The following is a 23,503-nucleotide window of genomic DNA, read 5'->3' as shown; positions in this document are numbered from 1 at the left end:
GGTTTACCTTTTCGCGACTAGTTTCCCAGCCGCTCCAATACAGCGAAATAAAACTTCGTCACGCTGTCTTAACTTTGGTTCAACCAAAGTGATTATGAAAGCGCTATACAAAGAAAACACCGTTAAGGCCGCACCGTTGCAATCATCCCCCAGGAAACAACGCGGGCGAGCAGATCAGCAATCCGACAGCTTTGCGGATAATCGATTGCAAGCTCACGTGCAGGTGCGTGCCCAGCAGATGGCCGATACCAGCGCACACGGAAACGAAATCACCCAATTGAAAACCTTGGCTGATGGCAAACGTCCGAACCGTACGGGACTACCCGATAACCTCAAAGCAGGCATCGAGAACCTATCGGGCTACTCCATGGACGATGTGAAGGTACATTTCAACTCCGATAAACCAACAGTGCTGCAAGCCCTCGCCTACGCACAGGGTACAGACATCCATATCGCACCTGGGCAGGAACAGCACCTGCCGCACGAAGCGTGGCACGTGGTGCAGCAGAAGCAGGGGAGGGTACAGCCCACCTTGCAAATGAAGGGCGGGGCAAGTATAAATAATGACGAAAAGTTGGAGACCGAAGCAGATACAATGGGTGCAAAAGCGACCATGCATTCACTTGAAATAGACGAAATCAGCAACCCCAACGATTCAAAGCACAAAGCACCTATACAACTACAAAGCGCTAGTCAGTCCGTCACGCACGCTTCAGTAATTCAATACGGTGGATCAAAATGGACACCACATAGCGATCGTCAACTCATAGAAAAAATTGGTGAATCAAGTGGTATTGCTTTGTATTATACAAAAGACGCCGAATCATTTTACGTGGAGGGGTGGCGTGAAGTTGATAAAAAGAAATGGGTATATGCCGGTGCGGTTCAACTGGAGCCGAAAGGTGAATTCCTGGCCATGCATACCCGGTCAGAAGATGGCATGGAGGGTGGGCTAGGGGCGGCAATGATGAAGATGGCTATTGACGTCGTTGTAAAACACCATACTGGTTTTAAATTTGTTCAATTGACGCCTGCACCGGGAGCAGCTTCAAAAAAGGTAATCGAACTGTTGAGTCAGAAGGTCGGAGATCCAGACACGCATGCGGAGGCGGAAGACATGCGTGCGATAAGGATTAAGGATCAAAAAAACGCCAAGTCAGGCCAGCATTCAGGGGATAGGGATAAACGCCTTCAGACTTGGGATCCGTTTATATTACCAGAACATCTAAAGCATCTAGAATCAATCGTAGGTAGTGACCAAACAGATGGTATACAAATTACCGGACCTGCCGGAGCCTTGGTTGGATTTGATGAGTCCATACTCGCCCCGCCTGCAGATCACGTAGCGGCCATTAGCGCAAATTTGGAAGGCGCTTCAGGCTATGGAATTAAAATTCCCATGGATAAACTCCTTAAAATAGGAGGTCAAATGTAATGGCAGACCACTTCTTATTGATTGCAGCTAAAATCGAACATACACTGTTCGGAATCGGACAGTCCCTCATTTCTGAAATTGGAGTTTCAGCTTAATTGAGCACTTTTTTTTACGGTTTGATTACCGGATTATCTTCGGTTAAGGCAAGTTTAAAACGCGTGAATGCGTTCATGTGGCTATCGGCACAATGATGAACTACCTGCCTGATGGTCCAGCCACCTTCCCGGTATGGGGTATCGAGTTGCTCGTCAGCCAATAAAGCCACTTCAAAGCTTAGCAGTTCGGCGAAGGAGCCGATGGTTTCTATCCAGTTTTCGATTACCGGTGTTGTTATAACGGGCGGCTTGTCAAATTGCCCAATCGGATACCTTAAAAAATAATGTTCTTCCATATTTAGTCAGTTGAGCCTTGGAGTGGTAAAATCGCCGGTCAAATCACCTCAATCTCCGGATTCAATTTTATCAGATCCCCAATAAACTTTGATTTGTTCTTCGGTGAAATAACAACGCTATCAAACTCTATTACGCATCAGTTGTCCATTAGATGTCTAAGATAAATTTCCGGATTGTTCAGAAACGATTTAGTGAGATAGAAATGCTCTGTATCCTCATAGTGAGTTTCCCGTATACCCTCCTCGTCAAATTGATATATGGACGCACCAGGGTAGCAGATGAGGATAGGTGAGTGGGTGGCTATAATGAATTGAGCCCTACCGTCTTGGTCAAGCGCGTGCATTATCGACATAAAAGACAGTATCCTTGCCGGAGATAGTGCTGCCTCGGGTTCGTCGAGGAGATAGATGCCAGCCTCAAATTGATTATTAAATAAGGAGAGAAACGATTCTCCGTGAGACTGTTCGTGCAGCGACCTGCCACCGTATGCCTTAAGAATCCGGTTGTCGTCCTCGGCCAGTTCATCGATATAAGAAGCGAAATTGAAAAAGCTCTCCGCCCGCATAAAAAAACCACTGTTAATCCGGCGCGGCGTCCAGGACAATTTCAGGTAGGGCGCAAGTGCCGATTCATAGCCCTCAAAGCGGTAGCCGCTATTTGGATTGTGATTTCGGTTACCTCCTCTGAGATTGAAGCCGCATTGCTCGGCAATACCCTCCAGCAATGTGGACTTTCCAGAACCATTCTCCCCGACGAAAAATGTTACGTTCTTTTTTAGGTTGAGATGTAAACCATTGTTCAAACTTGGAATACTTGCTAGATAAGTGGCATTATTTAAGGGCGGCAATGATATTTGAGATAAAAAAGGCATGATCGCTGTCTTCCTGATAAGAGTAAAATCACAACCAAGATAGCAATGCTTTTTTAGATAAGAAAATCGCAGTAATTTCCTGGTCTACATTTTTTTCAGCGACGGCCGGATCACCTTGGCGCGGGTAAGTTTAAGAGGAACTACACTCACTGACAAGGCGCTTTGGGATAAGTGCGAACGTGCAGTCCGAGCGGCCCTGTTTAACGAAATTGAGTGGGCGCCGCGTGAGCAGCGGGGATTGATTCTGTTCAGATTTAGGTTGAAGTGATCCTATAACTTTTAACTTTTTCTGTTAGCATCTCCAAAAGAGCTCGGGTCATCGGCCGACAGCTATGAGAGTTTGTTGATGATATATTCAATAAACCAGTTGGGAACTTGGTTTTGTTCGACTAAAGTGGTCAGTTGACCCTCTGTTGTTTCCGCAATTACAGCATTGTTTCGCCGGAATTATCAAAGAGATAAGTCTTTTCTACTAAATGCATGGCTGGCAACAGATTATCCAATGTGCGTGTGTATTGTACATCACCTCAATCTCCTGGTTGCCACCTAATTCCCTTATCCAACATCTTTCAGCAGTCAAGACGCCATCACGCGTTTTATACGAACAACCTTGTGATTTTGTCAGAATTTATCCGCCGAGAATTCTCTTCATCGGGTATTTCTCAAGGCTAAAAACAGTACCTATTCAACAAGAGATAAAACAGATAATTGCGATTACGTTTTTCCTTGCTTATTTTACCTGATCAGTCATAACTTTATAGGTAGGATCTTCCAGTATGTTTACGTCAATGAGATCGCCGGCATTTCCCAAAAGGCGGCGGCAATCTTCGCTGAGGTGCCGCAGGTGCAATTTTTTACCCGCCTTATGATAGCGCTCGGTCAGTTTATTCAACGCCTCGATGCCCGACATGTCTGCCACGCGGCTCTCACGAAAATCGATAATCACTTCCTGGGGATCATTGAGCACATCAAACTTTTCGTTGAACGCCGTGACCGAGCCGAAGAACAACGGGCCGTAAATCTCATAGTGTTTAATGCCCTGCTCATCGACGTACTTGCGCGCGCGAATGCGCTTGGCGCTTTCCCAGGCAAACACTAAAGCCGCGATCACTACGCCAATGAGCACCGCCAGTGCCAGGTTGTGCAGGAAGATGGTGATTGCCGCCACCAGTATACCCACAAAAATATCGTGCCGGGGCATTTTTCCGATCATGCGGATGCTAATCCACTCAAACGTGCCAACGGCGACCATGATCATCACACCGGTAAGGGCGGCCATTGGCACTTTCTCGATAAGCGGCGCGCCGAACATAATAAAAACCAGCAGCATCACAGCAGCCACGATGCCCGAAAGCCGGGCCCTGGCGCCTGCAGAAATGTTGATGAGGCTCTGGCCGATCATGGCGCAGCCGCCCATACCATAAAATAGGCCGCTGAGGATATTAGCGCTTCCCTGGGCTACGCATTCCTTGTTGCCGCGGCCGCGCGTTTCGGTAATTTCATCGATCAGGTTGAGCGTAAGCAGGCTCTCGATAAGCCCCACTCCGGCCATGATGGCCGCATAGGGAAAGATGACCTGTAGGGTTTCCAGCGTAAAGGGTACGCCTGGCAGGTGAAACGGGGGGAAGCCGCCCTTAATGGAAGCAATATCGCCCACGGTTTTCGTCTCGAGGCCGAAGCTGACCACTAAAATAAACACCACGACAATGGCTACCAGCGAAGCCGGCACTGCCTTGGTAAACCGCGGAAGGAAAATCATAATGGAAATAGTCAGTGCTACCAGCGCGAGCATCAGAAACAGCGGTTGGCCGGTCATCCATTCCAGTTCACCGTTTACCGAATGCTTGAATTGATCCAGCTGGGACATGAAGATAATGACCGCCAAGCCGTTGACAAATCCAAACATCACCGGGTGGGGGACCAGACGGATCAGTTTGCCGAGACGAAGCAGCCCGACGACAATCTGTATCACTCCCGCTAGGATCACCGTTGCGAACACGTATTCGATGCCATGGGTTTTGGCCAGGGCTACGATGACGACCGCAATTGCGCCGGTAGCTCCGGAGATCATACCCGGTCTTCCGCCGAGTATCGCAGTAACCAAACCTACCACAAAGGCAGCATATAATCCAACAAGGGGCGGCAGGCCAGCTATCATGGAAAAGGCGACAGCCTCAGGAATAAGTGCCAGCGCCACAGTCAGGCCAGCAAGGATTTCGATTTTGTAGTCGACCTTTTGCTTAAAGTCGAATAGACGTAAATAAGGATGCATAATGAAATAAGTAAATGGAAATTAATTAAACGAAAAGCGGCTACCGAAGCCCTTGTTGCTTACAAAATGGAAAGATGGAGTATTCGGTTCCCTGGAAATAGGGACCGTCTTGCCTCGCTGAGAAGAGGTAATTAAGGCGGTGTAACCGGACTATGTTGAATACGAAGTTTCATTTCTGCGGCAAAATTAGAAAAAAAACCGGCGAGACCAAGGGATTTTTTTAAGCCTTAGTAAACCCGTATAGGTTAGCAATTACTCGGTTAGCTATGAAGTATTTGTGTATAGGCAGCATTCCGTTGATCGACATTCACTTGTGAGATGGCAAGCTCAAGGCCATTAGTTTTAGGTTTTTGGATAATAGTCGTATCTTTCACAAATAAGATTAAAGCTGCGTCTTGGTAATCTAATATGTGCTTAACGAGTAACGGAAAAAGCGAGTATACTTTTTTTAAAAATGCGAGATATCACCACCCTCTGGCAGGGAAAATATTACAACTCCCTCGAACATTGCATAATCCAGCTCGATGAAGAAGGTGTGAAAATTGACTCGGCGATAGTGGGGCATCTGGATAATCAGATTTACAGCATCGTCTACTTTATCGATACAAACCAAAGCTGGGAAGTACAGCATTTCAGCATTAACGCAAAAATCAATAGTTCTCCATTCCAAGTCGAAGGACGGAAAGCCAACGGGCATTGGAGTATTAATGGATCAGTCGTCAACGATTTCTCTACCTGCACCGATATTGATATTTCTTTAACCCCGTTGTCTAATTCGTTTCCGATTAACCGGTTAAAATTAGAAGATGGCCAGCAAGCGCATATCGATGTTATCTATATCGACGTACTGGAACAAAACATAGCAGCCCGCTCTCAGAAATATTCACGGCTGAGTGCAGAAAGATATAAATACGAGAACGTGCCAAACGATTTTGAAGCAGTAATAACCATTGATAAATCAGGCCTAGTAATTAGTTATCCCGAACTATTTGAAAGAATAGCATTTCTTCAATGATAACAGAAACATGAACTGTTACACCACACTTTCTCCCAAAAACGCTAAAATCAATCTTTCAAATTCGTCCTTGCTTTCACTGTTCGTAAGGTGAACAACCGGTAGAATAATTAAATGGGAATTAGGGATGGCAGCGTGTAAATTAAGCATCGATTGAATGGTCATACCCTTTTAGATTTCACGCAATTCTTGGATACCGATTATGAAAAGGCGGTCTTTAAAAATGGCCTACGAGTTCCAAATCTAGCCATGTATTTCCCTTGGTCCTCAATTTTTTCTCTTTCCATATTTATGCTATTTTATCAATTGCGTTATCCTCCCTTGGTAAGATTGCCAATAGTTTCTCTTCGTGGCATCGTCCAAAAACGAAGCAAAGGTCAGTTTTTCTACGAGCTCACCGTTTGATAACATCAATGCCACAATTTTATCGAATATCGGCTTGGTAATCGCAGCGTTATCCGCTAAGACAGAAAATTGATGCTGGATCTTTCCCTGGGCAATATTTTTCGGCAGCAAACCATCGTGCAAAGCAAATTCACGATCCCTGATGTGTATACTGCTGTTAACCAGATCATAGGCGGGACTTAACCGATAATCTCCTAAAGGCGTCTCCAATAGCGAAAAATTCTTAAAATGGGCATCGCCGTTTGAAAATAGATAATTGAACAGGATTAGTTTTAGCAGTTTCGGAGCCTCAACCCGGTAGGCCGGAACAAACTTCTGCATTAACTCAAAAAGCTCCAGATAATTCCCCTGGTACTTATAATCCGTACCTTGGGTTTGAGGTGTCCTCCCTGCCAAAGACGCAAAATCGTCCTGGGCAAGTTTACCCCCATTTTTATCCAGATCAAAACGTCGCGTGATATAGGCCGGCCTTCCATCTCCAAAAAATATCAACGCATTCTCTGCCGTGTCGATACCGTAAACCTGCCGTGCGATCTGCATCGTCAGGTGTTCGTTGGCAGGCATTTGCTCCCTGCGTCTACTTGCGTTTGGAATAGGCTTCAGAATATACGTGCCTTGTTCGCCTTCATGGATAAGCCTTAACTTATTCTTATCCAACGATAGTGAAAACTTCTCCTGGACACCAGAAATAGACATCACCTGTCTGTTCAGGTCAAACGCTTCGGCCAAATCTGGGTCAGAGGCCGGTGAACCGAATGGCAGGATAGGACTGACTTTCTTCCCATCGAAGACTTTAACAAGGCACGGACGGCTATACGTAGTGTGGTTGGGAGCCAGTGTTCCCGGACAATGTGTGATAACAGGCAACGTCATATTTCGTCAGTTTTTTGGACGCGCACAGCTCCGATCGCATCATGTTTGGCCGTTACCATCAACAGGCCGAAATAATCATCGTCATCTATCTGATTGAGTTTACAGATGACCTGCTTGTTCGAACCTTCCGGTAACATGTTATAGAAAAACGGAAAAAGAAAGTCAGACTCATAAGGTTCCCTTCGTTTTGGAAGGGTTAGGCTGATCGGAGGTCGTTCGGCATTCTCAACCCAAAAGTCATGATACTGGAACATAAACGTGCCATCATCATGCTGCGTTAGTAGCCCAGCCTCTCTTTCCTTGAATAATATCTTTGCCCTTCTCATTGATCTGTGCGTAAGTCCTTGATTGTCAACGTTACTTCCATGCCCAGGGCATCCGCAATGTGCTGAACAGTGGACAATGTCGGATTGCCCTTGCCACTTTCAAATTGCTTTAATGTTCTTAAACCAACACCTGAAAGTTCAGCCAGCGCTTCCTGGGTGACCTGAAGTGATTCCCGACGGTCTTTTACCAGTTGTATGATTTTCTTTAAGTGCATTATACGGCTCTTTTTACACAAAAATAGGTAATAGAATTAAATGTATCAATAGAAAGTGCATTTTGATGCACTTTTAAGGGGTAATACTTGCCAATAGTCTTAATCAGTCACCAATAGTGCGGTTTAATGCATGTTAGGTAGGTACAAACATACCGCCATGATCGTTAAGATCTTTAAGAATCTGCCGCCTTCAAGGCCGTCATGTACAATACCGGAAAGGTAGAGAAAGACCGGGGAGAGCCGAACAGATCAAGGAACTGCGGCTGACCGAGTCGCTGTCGGTGATCAACGAGCTGGGGAAATGGATCTTTGAAGAGATAAAACCAATGAGTTTATTAAAGGTGTCGAATTGTGGTTTTATTGGATCTGATAAGTTAGGGTTGGTTTCAATGATTGTGTAGAGGCCCCTCATAGTCTGTTTGAGGTTGCTTAAATGCAGTATAAAATCGTCATTTTCTTTAAACATTGCCACCAAATTAGCTTCTGCATTTTTGTCCAGTAATCTTATTCTTGCCTTTCGCATGCTTTTTTATTTTATTTTCGTCTACTTGATCAATTAATCGGGGAAATCCTTCACCAATTCATCCCACCCTTCTGGTGACAGGTCGTGATGAATATATCCAGTACTTAGTTCGCGGCGGATCCATCGGATTCCGCCTTTGTTGAAGTAGCTTTCTTCTTTGGTGATGTCGGCAACTATGCCGTTTCGATCAATGGTCTGATCCTGTCGAAGCAGCATGCCGGGGATAAACGGTCGGCCGGAAATGGCGATAATGTTTCCTTCTTCGTGTTTCATAATTCATTTATTTAAGTAATCGTCAGCTCTTATTGTTAAACCGCTGAATTTTAGTCCTTTTGGTATGATGTGTTAACCATTACCATGCTTCAAATGTTCTACACTATTTGCATATCCCATACTCTACTCAAAATTCCCTATCTTTAACCCACAAACCTGCAATGCATATGAGCGACTGGCAAGACCTTATCAATAAGCTACGGCAATTCAACGAAGAGCGCGATTGGGCGCAATTCCACAACGCCAAGGATCTGGCATTGGCGCTCAGCATCGAAGCCGCAGAGCTTAATGAATTGTTCCTTTGGAAGAAAGCCGAAGATGCCGACTCGCAAAAGGTCAAGGAAGAGCTGGCCGATGTATTTGCCTTTGCCCTGCAACTGGCCGACAAATACAACCTTGACGTCAATCAGATAGTAAGCGATAAGATCGCCAGAAACGCCGAGAAATACCCTATAAACAAAGCCAAGGGGAGCGCAAAAAAATATGATGAGTTATAATGCAGGCTGAACGGGAATTTGATATCCAGCAATTTTCATTTGGTTCACGGCCAACCGATGATTTGTATGATTATTGGTTCGCTTCCGAGTTTTGGCCGGTTGTTTATATGCTGGATAGCCAAGCAGGTAAGACCCCATCCGCTTACGTGGGCGAAACCACTGATATCGTTAGTAGGTTCAATAATCACATACGTCATCCAGGCAAGCAACATTTTACAGATGCTTACCTTATTTCCAGTGATAAATTCAATAAATCCGCCACGCTCGACCTTGAAGCAAATCTGATCAAGTACCTATCGGGGGATGGAAAATATCAGCTGCTCAACGCCAACCTCGGATTGGCAAACCATACGTATTACGAAAAAGAAAAGGTTTATCGACCCATTTTCCGTTCAGTTTGGGACGAGCTGCGTAAGCGCGGCATTGCACAGCATTCGATAGAACACATCAACAATTCGGACCTATTCAAGTATTCGCCCTATAAAAGTTTGTCAACCGATCAGGTGAAGGGATTGAAGCTCATCATGCAGTCACTGCTTCATGAAAAGCATCGCAATATCGTGATTGAAGGTACCGCCGGTACCGGAAAATCCATACTTGCTGTTTTCCTTTTTAAGTTGTTGAACACGCCGATAGCAGATTTCCGGTTTGCCGATTTCGGTCCGGAAGAGCAGGAAGTTTATAACCTGGTTGTACAATTACAGGTGCGTTTTCCGCAGCCAAAAATGGCATTGGTTATTCCCATGGAATCATTTCGGGAAACCGTCAAGAAAATATTCAAACATGTCAAGGGGCTTAAGGCCAGTATGGTTATCGGCCCCAGCGAGCTTTCCAAGAAACGTTACGATATTGTAGTGGTCGATGAGGCACATCGGTTGAAACAGCGAGTAGGACTTTCTCAATACGGTTCGTTTGATCAAGCCAGCCACCGGCTTGGATTCGATAAGCACATCCACACCGAAATGGATTGGGTATTGAAGCAATCAGAAAAAGCTATTTTCTTTTACGATGAATTTCAATCCATCAAACCCTCGGATATCCCTTCGGATACTTTCGACCGATTGAAACAACGGCCAGATACCCGTTTAGAATACCTGAATTCGCAGATGCGCGTTCGGGGCGGGGCAAAGTATGTAAGTTTTTTGACGCGGCTGCTCCATGGAGAGCTCCCTGCCAATGAAGGAAAAATCACCCTGCAGGATTATGATTTCAAGCTATTCACCGACCTGCCGAAACTCGTAGCCCACATCAAGAAAAAAGACCGCGGGCACCGGCTTGCCCGTATGGTCGCCGGTTTTGCATGGCCCTGGCTGTCTAAGAATAATCCGGATATTGATGACATCCAAATCGGTTCGCACTGGCTAAAATGGAACAGCGTTAACGTCGATTGGATCAATTCGCCCAATTCGCTCAATGAGGTGGGCTGTATCCATACCACGCAGGGGTACGACCTCAATTATACGGGCGTCATCTTCGGCCCTGAGATCGGTTATGATAAAGCGAGGAGCGAAATCATTGTCCGTAAAGAGAATTACCACGACCGCAACGGTAAGGTAACTGTTAAAAGTTCCGATCAGCTCAAGCGTTTTATCCTCCACATCTACCAAACGCTGATGCTGCGCGGCATTCACGGAACGTACCTTTATGTCTGTGATGCGGACCTGCGCGATTATTTTGCGCGGTTCATTCCGATAGCAGGTGAAGATGATCCCGCTGCGGAGGGAAAAGCTGAGGTGGGTAGCGATGTCCCGCTTGTCCTCTTTGAAAACAGTGTCCCACTGTACGACCTATCCGCTGCTGCCGGTGATTTCAGTGAGCAGCAGCAGGTGAGCGATGGTGAAAAGGAATTTATCCGAGTTCCCGAAGGGACTCGAATCTCCGAGGATCATTTTGCCTGTCGTGTGGTAGGGGAGTCCATGAACAAGGTTATTCCCAACGGTTCGGTTTGTTTGTTCAAGAAATACCAGGGCGGTAGCCGCAATGGACTTATCGTTTTGGCCCAGCATACCACTCGGCAAGACGCCGATTTTGGGTCACAGTACACCGTTAAAGAATACCACAGCGCCAAATACCAGGATGAGGAGGGATGGCACCATCAGGCCATCACGCTCAATCCACAATCGCATGATCCCAATTATCAACCGTTGCGGTTAGCAGACGATGAGTTAAGCAGTTTCTCGGTAATCGGTATATTTGAGCAGGTTTTAACGATGCAATAATCTAACCTAACTTATGATGGAATTAGTAAACCAACAGGAGTATCAAGCATTAGTCAATCAAATATCCAATACCTACGAGGTGGGGAGGCAACGCGCTGCCCAAGCCGTAAATACGCATTTAGTAAATACCTATTGGGAAATCGGACAATACATTGTTGAGTTTGAGCAGAGAGGAGCGTTGCGCGCAGCATATGGAAAGAGGCTATTAGAGCAATTAGCCACTGATTTGACGATACGGTACGGTAAGGGATTCAGTAGGTCTAACCTAAATCATATGAGATCATTATATATTACTTATCCAATTTGTGAGACGCTGTCTCACAAATTGGGCTGGTCGCATTATGTAGAACTCTTGAAGACTGACGATCCATTAGAGAGGTCTTTTTATGAAAAGCAAGCTATCAATGAAAGATGGAATGTGCGCGAGCTCAAACGCCAAAAGAAATCCTCCTTATTCCTCCGGTTAGCCGCATCCAAGGATAAGGATGGCATTCTCCAGCTGGCTAAGCAAGGGCAGCAGGTAGCCAAACCTGATGATATCATCCGGGATCCTTATGTGCTGGATTTCCTGAAAATACCCGAGCCGCATCACTATACCGAATCCGAATTGGAAAGCCGGATTATCGAGCACCTGCAACATTTCCTATTGGAGCTAGGTAAAGGATTTGCGTTTATTGGTCGGCAATATCGGATTACTTTGGGCAATCGGCATCACTACGTCGATTTGGTATTTTATCATCGCATACTGAAATGTTTTGTATTGATCGATTTGAAGCGTGAAGAAGCCGGATATGAAGATGTCGGTCAGATGAACATGTACCTTGGTTATTTCGAAAATGAAGAAAATACCGAAGGGGATAATCCGCCGATTGGTATCGTGTTGGCTAAAGAAAAGGATGAATTGCTCATTCAATATGCCATGCATAACGTCTCTTCGCAGTTGTTCGTTAGTAAATACCAATTGTACCTGCCGAATAAAGAAGAGCTTCGCGCAGTTATTGAGGAAACGTTGGATGAGTGAAAATAACCGGCCCCATTATCAAAACAGTTATTGCCAATCCTTTTAAGGAGCGGTTGCATGCTATGCATACTGCATAGTTTAATCTGGATGCGCTGCGATCGAGTTTAGTAGGGAGCGTCTTTATTCCAACCTATGTCTATACGGTTTCCCGTAATGCAGTATTGATCTCTTTTTGCATATTTGACTGTCTAAGTCGGATGATTTGATAAACAGTTCTGTATCAGTCAATACGTGTACCGAAATAATACATAAATTATCCACAGGACTCTTTTTTAGTTTATGTATGTTGTATATAATGTGCTCATTTTCAGTACATAATAATAGGGTTGGATAGTGTGACTTATCCACAATGTGTATAATTCAACATTCTGTGGATAATAATTCTTACTGTCCTGAAATTAAACGATATATATTTGTTTAACTCAGCGCCTCATGCAAGTGCTGGATTAAAAAATCGTTCTTTGAGCCGGTCTATGTGCCAGCGGATAACGAGAAGATAGGATCGGCATTTAATTATAAGTCAAAATCAGCCGGCCTCCCTATACGACACGTTCAGCAATATGCAAGAGCTACACCGATAAGATGGTGTGTTCAGAACTTGCCGATTTGTGATGCGGAATTATTGAGTTGAACGGTTTATTTTTGATTGTGGTGCGCGAGGCACCGCAAGGGAGTGAAGTTTTTTAGAAGGAACCGAGAGGGTGAGAGTTCTCGGCCCCTTCGTAAAAAATTTATCACTCGCACCTTGAAAGGCGGAATGAAGATTCATTGTATAATTTGAACGGCGAAGTTATCCAAATTGGTATGCAATCCAAATAATAATTTCGTCACATCTTCCTTACCTCCTTTCTCTGGTGTCATGGGCTATCAAAGCCATTCAGCCATGCCAATAGCTGTGTGAAATTTTAATGGGACTGTTTTGCCTTGTCGCATTTATGTGAGAATATTTGATCCGTTCACTGAATCGGGTAGGTTTTTACATGGTGTGCCAGTGCCTGCCGTCTCTCGGATTGCTAACTATAACAAGGAGGATTCATATGGCCACTAATGGAAAGTCCGGCGACAATCGTCGGCACGGAGCAGTAAGAGACCGCTCCCAGACACACAATCCCAAAACAGATCAGTGGGTTAAACGCGACGCCGGCACCGGCAGATTTATGGATGTTAAACAAGACGGTACTCCTTTCAAGGGAGTGAGAAAGGAGGAAAAATAATGGAGTCTGAACACTTTCTTAAACAAAAGGTATTTAAACTTGATGATCTGGAAGATGGCGATGGGTTTGTTTATTCAGATGATTTACTAGGCCTCTTAAAAAATGCCGAGGTAAGGAGCTATATGTCAAATAAATATGATCTTTCTAAGAATATTAAGATAAAGATTGCAAAAATCGACGCGCTTTATAAGCTCATTAAACAGTATTCCACTCATTTTTCGCTGATGAGATTAACAACAAGATTTGATAAGGTTCACTCTTATTTTGCAATTAATAGTGATGGAGTGCGTGATGTTTATTTCGATATAGGTGAAGGTTTTACAAAATCAGATGGTCTCATTTATAAAGACATTAAGGCTAAGGCTATTTATGATGCAGTCAATATGTTTTATGAAGGACGAAAGTTGACGCAATATGTTAATTTTCTAAAAAAGAGGACTCGAGGCGATTCTTTGCTTGCAGCAGTAAATGAATCTTGGAATTCACTTTATAGTAAGTCAAATTCAAAGAACGTACCTGAAAAGGTCTTCCGAATTCTCGATGATGGAAAAGATAAGTTTCTTAAAAGCATTAACACCGATCGTTATAATGAATATGGCATAACGGAAACTTTTGTGTTAACCATGCTTGAGCTTAATAAAATTTTAGGAACTGACTTGGCCTTCGATTTTAAGATTAGCTCATTGGCCCTTAGCGAATCGAAGATAGAGATTATTTTGACAAGGGATAGTCCTAAGAAAATTGAAGGTGTTGGGACGATTCATCCTTCAATATCAATTCGAAATGAAGACCAAGGAAATACCTCTATTGGTTATTACAGCACACTCGAATTTAAGTTGACCAAGCTTATTGATGGTAAACTTTACCTCTTTCCAAATAAGCGAATAGAGGATATCAAGGTCGAAAGAACCATGTCGCACGTTGTTGGCGTTGAATACTTTGTGGACAGTTGCGAAGGTATACGGGATTTTTTTCAAGAATACGATAATTTTAAAGGCGATTATTACCTTTTTAAACAATCTGTAGATCTTGACGAACTACGGGCGAAAATCGAAGAAAAGCTTATTAGCAGGAATAGTCCTTTCAAAGAGGTTCGCAGTCTTCAGGAGTTATTTACAAGGAAAAACGCCGGTCATATTGCTAATTTGGCGTCGTTACTACGCCTGTGTGGTAAAGCGGAGCTGTTAGATATGGATTTCGACCTTAAATTCAAGCTTAGATATTTAATTTCTAACGTATTGCTTTATGGCAGGAATGATTTGTAATTGAGACAGGGTACGTACTAAAGTAAAGGAAAGCTGGTAAACTGGTATTCAGCTTTCTTTAGCTTTTCCTACCTTTGCTTCATGACCGCTGTAGCCACGACCCCTAAAGTCGATGTCCGTTCATTGGCGCAATTGATGTCCAATACTGGGTTCAGACACTTGATGACCGAATCAAAAAGGCCTGGCTATGTCAAGAGAATGAAAGGTATTTGGGGTGGGAACAGATGGAAGCAGGCCGGCCGGAAACCATAGATCAATTACTTGCAACGGCTTACCAAGGTTTGCTCCGAGAATACCGCCACGAATACCTTTACAAATCGGCCCTGTTAAATCAGTATATCCTTCGGAAATATTCACTTGACGATACAATTCTGCTCAATGAGTTTCGTATTGGTAAATCCGTAGCCGACGCCGTGCTGGTAAATGGGACGAACAAGGTATTCGAAATCAAGACTGAATTGGACAATCCCGATAAGCTTGTTACCCAGCTTGCCGATTATTACAAAGCCTTTTCGCAGGTTTATCTTTTCGTACACGAAAGGCTGGAAGCAAAATATCGCACAGTCGTAAACGAAAAAGTCGGTCTAATCCTGTTTACGGACAATGGCGGAGTGTTGGAAAGTCGTAAGGCAATCCGGGAAACCAATTTCCTTGACGCCGGTACGATGATGAAATCCTTGCGTAAGGCCGAATATTTAGAACTTGTAAAACGTTTGACGGGGTTTTTGCCAGACGTGACTCCGGTGCACCTTTTCAAAACTTGCTTGGCCATCTTGACCGATTTTCCCGTAGAGGAAGTCCTGCGGCATTACTATTCTATCATCAAAAGTCGTATTTGCGAGGGAACCAATCGTGTAATTAGCGAATATGACCTTCCCGACTACTTGAATTTCCCCTTTTATATTCTTGGTTTAAATGAAAATCATTATCTTAGCCTGCAGAAGATATTGAAAACTAACATTTAAACCTTCGGCCTATGTATTTTCCTTACCTACGGGACAAGCAACGAAGTCGTAGCCTATGCGAACTGTTGGTATGCTTAATGGAGGAAAAGTGATTCTTTTTGAACCCCTAAAACGAAATCTATAGAAACTTATTTGCATAACAAAACCCGACAAAGATGGCCCAATTAACACTGCTTTCTACTTATGTCATTAAATTGAAAGAAAAGAGGAAGTCTGATTACTTGTTTCTATCCAGATACAATGAATCAAAAGAAGATTTTCTGGATTTATTTAGAAGCTTTTTACAATATCGGAAAAACAACCATTATTCTAAACTCGATAAACAAGGGATAAAGAAAACACTGTTATTTAAAGAAACTTTTTCTCGTGATGTAGACAATAGAACCCTTCAAGGTTTTCTCCATAGTGGCCTGTCTGGACAACGGGGACAAGTAGTGGATGATAGTACGGGTGACGATTTATATGTAATGGAGAAAAATCATGCAAAAATCCTTCCTACTTATTTTTTTATGCATGTTCCTGAAAATAGAAGGTTTGGATATCTAATCTTGCAGCGAAAGAGTAATTATGGTATCAAAGAACTTTTGGTTGATTCATTTAATGATTTTTTGATAAAGTTGGGTGCCCCCTTGCTTTTTGAGGCTAATAATTTTTTGGTGTCTTCTGTCTTTGAAAAAATGCTCAGTGTTGGTCGGGTTTTCGAAATGTCATTTATAAAAAACCATATTCCAGATGATATCGAAGATATGTATGATAAGGACTCGTTAAATAAAAAAATACCGGGGAAGATTAAAACCATTGTTACAACCAAAAATGGTTTTCCGGTTAAAGGACTCCTAAAAAGGTTATATTTTGCGGAGCATAAACATGGGATGGTGGAAATCCCGCAATTAAACGATAGATTTGATGAAGTGGATTTTGAAATGGAATATAACGGTTCTAAGAAAACTTTCCATATGAAAAACGTAGGTAAAACGACCCCCGATTTTAATGTAACAGATCAGATCGAGTTTATTGATGATATGCCAACTTATGCGAGTTTGGAAAGTCAATGCCATATATTGTTAAAAGATATGAGGGACTATCATGAAAGTAAAATAAGATGAGATGTTCTCAAAAATTAACATATCTAAGATTGTCGTCGATCATATCAGGACATTTCAAAATGTCAGGACAGGACGTTATTCCTTTAGTGACTTTTTTTTATTTTTTGGTTTTCCGATAGCTGCCGGGATTTATTTTGGGGTCTTTGAAAGATTATGTGTTGGCGAAAGTTATATTAATTTTTTAATTGCTTCAATATCTATCATAGCGGGTTTTCTTTTTAATCTTTTGGCCATTATTTTTGGTATAATGGATAAAGTTAGAACCAATGTCGAAAATGACCCCGTTAAGCAGAAATTGGCTGCGGAAATTCATTCAAATATTGCATTTAATATTCTCTTGGCCATATTTTCTGTTGTTTCTCTCTTGTTTGCCAATAGTGAGAATTTCTATGTAGCACTGGTTGCAAACACCGTCTCAATCTCTCTATGCATTTTGTTTTTTCTCACCATATTGATGGTGCTTAAGAGAATTTATATTATTATGTCGAAAGAAGGGATTGCATAACATCGGGGCTTACAATACTACTATTTATTTAATTTCGACCGCCCCACCTGTACAGATGCTTTCAAAACCATTATTCTTTTTATTACGCGAATGTTTAAAGTCAGATTAAGAAGCAATTTGCCCAAATGCACTATAGTTTTCTAACCAATCATAATTTAAACTTAGAGATTTGATGAATAGCAGCCTTTAGTACCTGAGAGCAAATCTTAGCAGTGTGAATATCCGGACTGAAATTTGAATGTAATTGCTGGAACGGATGGATATAATTTCGAAAGCCTCTTAGACTATGGCTAAATTTTTTCACATCTTCTTTTAGAACTCCAATTTCGCTTGCGGCATCAATAAAGTTGTTGAGTGTCCATTCATGAAAGGGCTTTGTTTTTCCTTCCTTATCTTTAGGAGACGATTCTGAAGTATTAAACTCTTTTGGATACTTAATTGCAACTCCTAATAATATCCCTTCAAGCGTACTGCCGCTTAGGAAGATGACAGATAGTGGACTGCTTGAAGCCAAACAATTTTCTATCTCGGTCACTCTTTCCTTAAGGACGTTAGTCATTGGGCCTTCAAGGTTTAATTTTTCAAGATTGATATCGCTGAACTCCTTTTTTAGAAAGGTTTCTTCCTTCAAATCTTCTTTGGCGTTTTGAGATACAACTTCATTAAAGTAGTCATCGGTTGTTTTTTTAAAGGTAATTTCTTTGCCATTTCTTATGATAAGCCAATTATCAAATGATAGGTAGTCATTAAAACCTTTTATATGATTGTCAAGCTCCTGAAATCTTCCAATAAAATTCACCGGAGAAAACAATTTTCTTATGCATTTGTCGAGTTCGGGAGTTCCATTTAATTTATTAAGCCGTTCCTGTGTATAAACCCATCTTGATGGAAACCCCTGTCCGTACGTGTCATTGAATCCTAGGTCTCTGAAAAATTCAACTAACTTTGGACCTGACCTATATTCAGTTGCCTCGTTGATTAATTCCCTTAACTTTTCTAATGTTCCCTGCTGGATTATCATGCCAAATTTTTCTTTTTAAAAGGTTCACATTTTTCGACTAAGTCATTCCGCTACTAAATCTAAACGCGTCGCCTTGCTTTTTAGCTATATCTGAGAGAGCCAAACGCATTATAGCCATTAGCTCGTCGTCGTCTGTTTCTCCTTTATTATACATATCATTCAGAACCGGATCTCTTTTAATTTCGTCTAAGATTGCTTTATCAGTTTCAATCCTCTTTCTGACATCTTTAATATTCTCCTCAAAAACACGTTTTGAATCTTTGTAGAAAAAACCGCCACCATTTTTTTCAAGTTCCAAATAGGCCTCGATTAAATTTCCGCCATTTGATATAAGCTCTTCGAATAAATGATGAAAGCTACCCAAGACCTCATCTTCTGTAACAGCTTTGGTCGCTGAAATGTATCCGCAGTAAGCTGACTTCTCATATGGGTCGACACCTTTATAAAGATACCTGCCAAAACAAGACGCTAATGTCAGATATAAATTGTTATTAGTCGATATATTTATTGGTCTCAAAAGATTTACCAGGCGTTCCCATGTTAAGATGTCTTCGTCGGCAATGATCAGACCTTCAAGGTCTGTACTCCCATGCGCTTCAATGTGGACTAGTATGCCCCCGGATGTAAGATGTGCATTTGCGGAAATATAGTTCAACAACTCTTCAAAACTCAACTTGTTTTCTGCACGGAAGAAGAAATGGCGGATATTCTTTTTATAAAACAAAATAGAACGCACTATTATGTCGTCGTATAAGGTCTTACCTGTTTTGTTGTCATGCGTAAATAGAGATTCTATAACATAGATATGACTTATATAACTCATGCTTCTAATTTATGTTACAAATATTGGTTCTAGTCTTTTATGTCATTGGACTACTGATATCCGCTAATAGGATATCGTTATAGAATCTGTGTCGGTTGAATCGATAGTAATTAATCCCTTTTCGGCCAAATCTTGAAATAGATTTTTGTATTGTTTGATTGCTTTATTATTTTCTTCTATTGCTTTATTATGTCTGTCAACGAGTGAAATATATTTATTAGCAGTTTCCTGATAGCTTTTAGCTAATTTGTTATAATCATCTTGGTAGTCCTTGATGACAGATTCGTAATCGGTAGTAATTACATACCAAGAGTCATTTTTTCTGTACACCTTAGTTTTGTAATGAGGATAAAGATGACTGGCTGAATCCGCCGCAGTCGGTGGATCACTTACAATACGATATGTCGAATCGGTTGGATATATCTTTTTCAATTTTACCCCATAGTGGTCTTGAGTATATTCATAAAAATCTTTGTATAGACGCAGGGAATCTTTCATTCTATTATGATAGATTAAAAAATCTCCTGTGCTTACTTCTTTTCCATCAACAGTATAAGATTCGCCAGACAAGAACTCGTTTAAGGTTTGTACCAAGTCGTTTTCCCCCTTTTTAAGCCTCGTGTCTATCTCTGCATAGCTGCTTAGTATTTGATTTTGATCGTCTATCTGGTTTTGTAGTTTGTTGATAACCGATACGAAGTATGATGTCAAACCAATGATAATCAAAGATGACAGCAGTAGCGTTAAGGTCAAGAGATTATTTTTCATTGCTTACTGTCTCCTTTCTAATTTCAACTTGGATATTTTCTATCTGTTCAAGTCTTTTGTCAATGTACTGGCTTATGACTTCATTTATCTCCTTGTTTTTTTCATTGGTTATGGCATTTATTTTCATTTCCATTTCGATTGATGCCACTTTATAGCCAAGATGATACCCGCCTGTAAATATTGCACCAATAATGCTAAGACCGCCCAGTATTTTTCCGTAATGATTGCTGATAAACTTTAGGAATTCTAAAGATTTATCCGGATCCGCTTGTGATATGTTCTGCTTTGCCATTTATCAGCTAAGGCTAATTATAAATATTGTCCACGCTCTTTGAGACGACTGCTATCATATTCGACGTGGATTTAGATGGCGTTACTTCATTATTCCCCGGGAACTGAATATTGCAAATGGACGTGCAGGAGTAAAAGTATTCTAAAGCATTATTGTGTTTCACGATACAGAGAATTGGTCACATTGGTTAATTGCTTGTGGCTAAGATACAAAACGAGATTAAAGATTTCAAATTCGATTAATGGAATAGCAAAATAGATAAGTCTCGCTATTTCCTCACTTGCCTATTTTCCTCCTCAACCCCACCTCATAATACCCCTGCAACTTTTTATGAAACTCCTCCGCGCGCTCCAGCGCGCGGCGCAAGGTTTCCAACGACTCGGCGATACCAAGCTCCGGCGACCGGGCTACGAAGCGTTCCAAATTATAGGCGGTAACCAGCACCGTCCACTCGGTTTTAAATTCCTCCGGCGTATACCACTTATCGTCAAGCCGGTCATAAATCCACTGCTGTTTATTCCACGCGTCAAGCATCAGCTGCTTTACAGCCTTGGGTATCGATTCTGTTTTCTTTCCAATATGCCGAATCATGAAAGCAAATATAATACTAAAAATATTAGCCTATCAAATTAAGAGAGAAAGTTTTTTCGTTGAGGCAATTCCGAAACCCAAACGACTTTTGTCAACTAATTGCTTGCATGGTTAAATTACAATGCCGATATTCGAAATAGGTTTAGGTTTTAAGTCCTCCAATCCCCTTGGAGGCAGCATTTCTTTCATAGGGAATGGTTTGACCCCGGCCCTTTTTACATAAAAGAGCCGGGGTTACTTTTTGATGTTCTTTAATGGCTTAACGGGATAAATCGATTACTAAAATACCTCGGTGTTGCGTTCCGGGGCCGTCCATGTGGTAAAATGGGCTATTCATAATGCCGTAAATCTTAAGCGTGGCGAATGGTTGGGTTTCTATTTAGTATTACGATGCTTCAACAACAATCCCCGCCATTGGCGGGGACTGAGTAGCAGTTTTCGGATCCGCAGACGTAATGTCTGTCGTGTAGGACGCAAAGTTAACATTTATTTCGGGTCATCAAATCAACCCCAGAGCTCTTTTCGCTTTGCGGATTTTACATGCGCCAAATGATGGCTGCAATGCCAGGCATACATGCCTATAGTTTCTTCCAATGTAAACTCTTGCCCATGCTCAGGGTGGGTATATTTCCGTTTAAGCGCTTCCTGGTCGAGGTTTTTTAATAAACTATACCACCGATGATGAAGGCCTTTCAAGATAAATAGTGACGATGCCACCGGCAGCGATGTGCTATCATTCAATTCAGCCCACAACGCTTCATTATACGGTTTGATTATCGGATTATCTTCGGTTAGGGCAAGTTTAAAACGAACGAATGCGTTCATGTGGCTATCGGCACAATGATGAACGACCTGCCTGATGGTCCAGCCTCCTTCCCGGTACGGGGTATCAAGTTGCTCGTCAGCCAATAAAGCCACTTCAAGGCTTAGCAGTTCGGGGAAGGAACCGATGGTTTCTATCCAGTTTTCGATTACAGGTTTTGTTATAACGGGAGGCTTGTCAAATTGCCCGATCGGATACCTTAAGTAATGTTCTTCCATTTGTTTAGTTAGTTTGATAACTGGCGCCGAATGGTGTATGGCCCGTCACAAATCTCCGTTATTTTACCATTAATTCAAAAAGAGAAGGCGATAGGAGGAAAAGTTTCCAGAGAGAGGCTCTTAGCGTGGAAACACAGTTACAATTACCTATCTTCGAGCCGAATGTGTAATCGGAAACGATCAAAGCAATCCTGCGCCGGCAAGGCAATCACATCGATAACCAATAATGGCTGATTTCATTTTAGAAAACTGGTATATCACGGCGGATCGGTAACTTATGTCGAATCGTCGCTTATATTTCCGATGGAGCGATGCTTATACGGGCTTGTGAAACCCACATAATTGGACGGTTAAAACCTAAGCCTTTTATTGCTAAATATCTGCTTACTGAATGGTAAAATATGAATGATTTAACTTCTTTTCAGGTTGGGGTGCGTCATGGGGTTTAATGATAATTTCTGAATAAAACTGTAAATGCTTCTCAAAAGTTCATTTCAAAAAAAGCAGGAACTACATCCTTTTGTAAGTCTTTCCACTAAGTAGATTTGTTATACGTTTCAAAGCAGTGATACCTAAATGTCTTCCTATTTGTTTTGCATCGTACCCTTTATCTGCCATCTGTCTTATCTTTATGACCTCATTGAATGAAAAGGTATTTTCTCTATTTCCAATAACCTTCGCATAATATTTATCATCTTGCCAAAGCTTTTCTATCATGGGATTTTTAATTCCATGACGTGATTGATTAGCAAAATATAGAAACGAAGATTGACCAAGGGCAATAGAATTTTCACCCGCTAAATCGGAAATTTTATTTTGACAGGAATATGCCCCTCGCCCCGCAAATCCTCCTGGTATCATATTTAGCGATCTATTTTTAGCCATATATTTTTCTACGATCCATTCTTCCCAACCCATAGCTGCTTCGTAACTATGATTTAAAGCAATCAATTCGGAATTTAACAGGACATTGGTATCGCCGAGATATTCACGCCAAAGTTTATGGAATGTTTTGTTGCTGTTCCCTTTAATGTCCCGAAAATGCTCCGTCATACGTGTTAGCCACCCTCGCTTTGTAATCCCACAATAGAACACCTCATTTTCTTCTTTGGGTTGCCCGTTGTCGTCAAGGAAAGATATCCCGTGACCATAGCAGTGATAGCCAAGCATTGGGTCTCCAAAGCCAACCATCAGACTTTGTAACGGAAGGTGTATTGCCCACGTTGTTTTGTCGACATCCTTAATAAGAATATGTAATACAACGCGTCTCTCTTTGTAATCCCTCGCAAATTGGGGATGAACTCGGTAATCACGAAGATCAATAGTTAATTTTTTACTGAGGCTATTCAACTCCAAAACCATATCGGCATCGACCTTTGCGAATTCACTGACATCCCGATTTCTTTTTTTGGAAATGTTATGAAACAATAATTCGCCAGGTAAGGGATCTCCGTTATCATCAAGATGGTTTAGGTACTGGTCAAGCAAATTAATTACGCGCTTTAATCCAAGAGGAAATCGTCGGCCCAAAAGCTTTTTTACATTTTCTTCGCTGATGTACTTAATATATCCCAT

General features: G+C 42.1%; 24 protein-coding genes. 10 read left to right on the top strand and 14 right to left on the bottom strand.

Going from position 1 to position 23,503, the window contains the following annotated elements; translation table 11 throughout:
* The first annotated feature begins 94 nt into the window (after window positions 1–94).
* Window positions 95–1,435: an eCIS core domain-containing protein gene (locus tag IEV98_RS12955; protein WP_188506430.1), complete on the top strand. Its 1,341-nt coding sequence runs from the start codon at window positions 95–97 to the stop codon at window positions 1,433–1,435.
* Between the two features lie 109 nt (window positions 1,436–1,544).
* Here IEV98_RS12955 and IEV98_RS24645 read toward each other — a convergent pair whose 3' ends face one another.
* The 3 genes from IEV98_RS24645 to IEV98_RS12940 all read right to left on the bottom strand — a co-directional run bounded on the left by IEV98_RS24645 (window position 1,545) and on the right by IEV98_RS12940 (window position 4,970).
* Window positions 1,545–1,826 carry a DinB family protein gene (locus IEV98_RS24645; RefSeq protein WP_307726856.1) on the bottom strand — a complete coding sequence of 94 codons (282 nt, stop codon included), beginning with the start codon at window positions 1,824–1,826 and terminating at the stop codon, window positions 1,545–1,547.
* 137 nt (window positions 1,827–1,963) lie between these two features.
* On the bottom strand, window positions 1,964–2,629 hold the full coding sequence (locus IEV98_RS12945) for an AAA family ATPase (RefSeq protein WP_229738733.1): 666 nt from the start codon (window positions 2,627–2,629) through the stop codon (window positions 1,964–1,966).
* 799 nt (window positions 2,630–3,428) lie between these two features.
* Window positions 3,429–4,970, bottom strand: coding sequence for a SulP family inorganic anion transporter (locus IEV98_RS12940; RefSeq protein ID WP_188506428.1), 1,542 nt, complete (start codon window positions 4,968–4,970; stop codon window positions 3,429–3,431).
* 454 nt (window positions 4,971–5,424) lie between these two features.
* On the opposite strand from IEV98_RS12940, the gene IEV98_RS12935 reads away from it, so the two are divergent.
* Entirely contained in the window at window positions 5,425–5,985 is a 561-nt protein-coding gene (locus tag IEV98_RS12935) for a putative glycolipid-binding domain-containing protein (protein ID WP_188506427.1), read from the top strand.
* 294 nt (window positions 5,986–6,279) lie between these two features.
* On the opposite strand, the gene IEV98_RS12930 is transcribed toward IEV98_RS12935, so the two are convergent.
* From IEV98_RS12930 to IEV98_RS12915, 4 genes are all read right to left on the bottom strand, one after another.
* A complete protein-coding gene (locus IEV98_RS12930; protein WP_188506426.1) occupies window positions 6,280–7,263 on the bottom strand; it encodes a type II toxin-antitoxin system HipA family toxin in 984 nt (327 codons plus the stop codon).
* The gene (locus IEV98_RS12925) at window positions 7,260–7,589 is read right to left on the bottom strand and encodes a HipA N-terminal domain-containing protein (protein WP_188506425.1); all 330 of its coding nucleotides are present in this window, start codon (window positions 7,587–7,589) and stop codon (window positions 7,260–7,262) included. The genes IEV98_RS12930 and IEV98_RS12925 overlap by 4 nt, the downstream gene beginning before the upstream one ends.
* A complete protein-coding gene (locus tag IEV98_RS12920) occupies window positions 7,586–7,804 on the bottom strand; it encodes a helix-turn-helix domain-containing protein (RefSeq protein WP_188506424.1) in 219 nt (72 codons plus the stop codon). The genes IEV98_RS12925 and IEV98_RS12920 overlap by 4 nt, the downstream gene beginning before the upstream one ends.
* A gap of 556 nt (window positions 7,805–8,360) precedes the next feature.
* Window positions 8,361–8,600 (bottom strand): hypothetical protein, encoded by a 240-nt coding sequence (locus IEV98_RS12915; RefSeq protein WP_188506423.1) that lies wholly within the window; start codon window positions 8,598–8,600, stop codon window positions 8,361–8,363.
* 167 nt (window positions 8,601–8,767) lie between these two features.
* On the opposite strand from IEV98_RS12915, the gene IEV98_RS12910 reads away from it, so the two are divergent.
* The 8 genes from IEV98_RS12910 (at window position 8,768) to IEV98_RS12880 (ending at window position 17,392) form a co-directional block, all read left to right on the top strand.
* The gene (locus IEV98_RS12910) at window positions 8,768–9,097 is read left to right on the top strand and encodes a nucleotide pyrophosphohydrolase (protein ID WP_188506422.1); all 330 of its coding nucleotides are present in this window, start codon (window positions 8,768–8,770) and stop codon (window positions 9,095–9,097) included.
* Window positions 9,097–11,316, top strand: a complete 2,220-nt coding sequence (locus IEV98_RS12905; RefSeq protein WP_188506421.1) for a DNA/RNA helicase domain-containing protein — start codon at window positions 9,097–9,099, stop codon at window positions 11,314–11,316. The genes IEV98_RS12910 and IEV98_RS12905 overlap by 1 nt, the downstream gene beginning before the upstream one ends.
* Window positions 11,317–11,329: 13 nt before the next feature.
* Entirely contained in the window at window positions 11,330–12,337 is a 1,008-nt protein-coding gene (locus IEV98_RS12900; protein WP_229738732.1) for a PDDEXK nuclease domain-containing protein, read from the top strand.
* A gap of 1,037 nt (window positions 12,338–13,374) precedes the next feature.
* A complete protein-coding gene (locus tag IEV98_RS24490) occupies window positions 13,375–13,551 on the top strand; it encodes a hypothetical protein (protein WP_229738731.1) in 177 nt (58 codons plus the stop codon).
* Window positions 13,551–14,816 carry a hypothetical protein gene (locus IEV98_RS12895; protein ID WP_188506420.1) on the top strand — a complete coding sequence of 422 codons (1,266 nt, stop codon included), beginning with the start codon at window positions 13,551–13,553 and terminating at the stop codon, window positions 14,814–14,816. The genes IEV98_RS24490 and IEV98_RS12895 overlap by 1 nt, the downstream gene beginning before the upstream one ends.
* Window positions 14,817–15,040: 224 nt before the next feature.
* Window positions 15,041–15,781, top strand: coding sequence for a sce7726 family protein (locus tag IEV98_RS12890; RefSeq protein ID WP_188506419.1), 741 nt, complete (start codon window positions 15,041–15,043; stop codon window positions 15,779–15,781).
* Window positions 15,782–15,936: 155 nt separating this feature from the next.
* Window positions 15,937–16,887, top strand: a complete 951-nt coding sequence (locus IEV98_RS12885; protein ID WP_188506418.1) for a hypothetical protein — start codon at window positions 15,937–15,939, stop codon at window positions 16,885–16,887.
* Window position 16,888: 1 nt separating this feature from the next.
* Window positions 16,889–17,392, top strand: a complete 504-nt coding sequence (locus IEV98_RS12880; protein ID WP_188506417.1) for a hypothetical protein — start codon at window positions 16,889–16,891, stop codon at window positions 17,390–17,392.
* 148 nt (window positions 17,393–17,540) lie between these two features.
* Here the strand turns inward: IEV98_RS12880 and IEV98_RS12875 are convergent, their stop codons facing one another.
* The 7 genes from IEV98_RS12875 to IEV98_RS12845 all read right to left on the bottom strand — a co-directional run bounded on the left by IEV98_RS12875 (window position 17,541) and on the right by IEV98_RS12845 (window position 23,503).
* The gene (locus tag IEV98_RS12875; RefSeq protein WP_188506416.1) at window positions 17,541–18,413 is read right to left on the bottom strand and encodes a hypothetical protein; all 873 of its coding nucleotides are present in this window, start codon (window positions 18,411–18,413) and stop codon (window positions 17,541–17,543) included.
* A 37-nt stretch (window positions 18,414–18,450) separates the two neighbouring features.
* Window positions 18,451–19,236, bottom strand: coding sequence for a hypothetical protein (locus IEV98_RS12870; RefSeq protein WP_188506415.1), 786 nt, complete (start codon window positions 19,234–19,236; stop codon window positions 18,451–18,453).
* Window positions 19,237–19,299: 63 nt separating this feature from the next.
* The gene (locus IEV98_RS12865; protein WP_188506414.1) at window positions 19,300–20,004 is read right to left on the bottom strand and encodes a hypothetical protein; all 705 of its coding nucleotides are present in this window, start codon (window positions 20,002–20,004) and stop codon (window positions 19,300–19,302) included.
* Entirely contained in the window at window positions 19,994–20,296 is a 303-nt protein-coding gene (locus IEV98_RS12860) for a hypothetical protein (RefSeq protein WP_188506413.1), read from the bottom strand. Before IEV98_RS12860 ends, IEV98_RS12865 begins: the two co-directional genes overlap by 11 nt.
* A gap of 276 nt (window positions 20,297–20,572) precedes the next feature.
* Complete coding sequence (locus IEV98_RS12855; RefSeq protein WP_188506412.1) at window positions 20,573–20,887, bottom strand: hypothetical protein; 315 nt, start codon at window positions 20,885–20,887, stop codon at window positions 20,573–20,575.
* 504 nt (window positions 20,888–21,391) lie between these two features.
* Entirely contained in the window at window positions 21,392–21,928 is a 537-nt protein-coding gene (locus IEV98_RS12850; RefSeq protein WP_188506411.1) for a YfiT family bacillithiol transferase, read from the bottom strand.
* Between the two features lie 510 nt (window positions 21,929–22,438).
* Complete coding sequence (locus IEV98_RS12845) at window positions 22,439–23,503, bottom strand: hypothetical protein (protein WP_188506410.1); 1,065 nt, start codon at window positions 23,501–23,503, stop codon at window positions 22,439–22,441.

It is taken from the genome of Parapedobacter pyrenivorans, assembly GCF_014636865.1.
Lineage (GTDB): Bacteria > Bacteroidota > Bacteroidia > Sphingobacteriales > Sphingobacteriaceae > Parapedobacter > Parapedobacter pyrenivorans.
The sequence above is the reverse complement of the archived record's forward strand: the minus strand, read 5'-3'. Positions and strand labels throughout refer to the sequence as shown.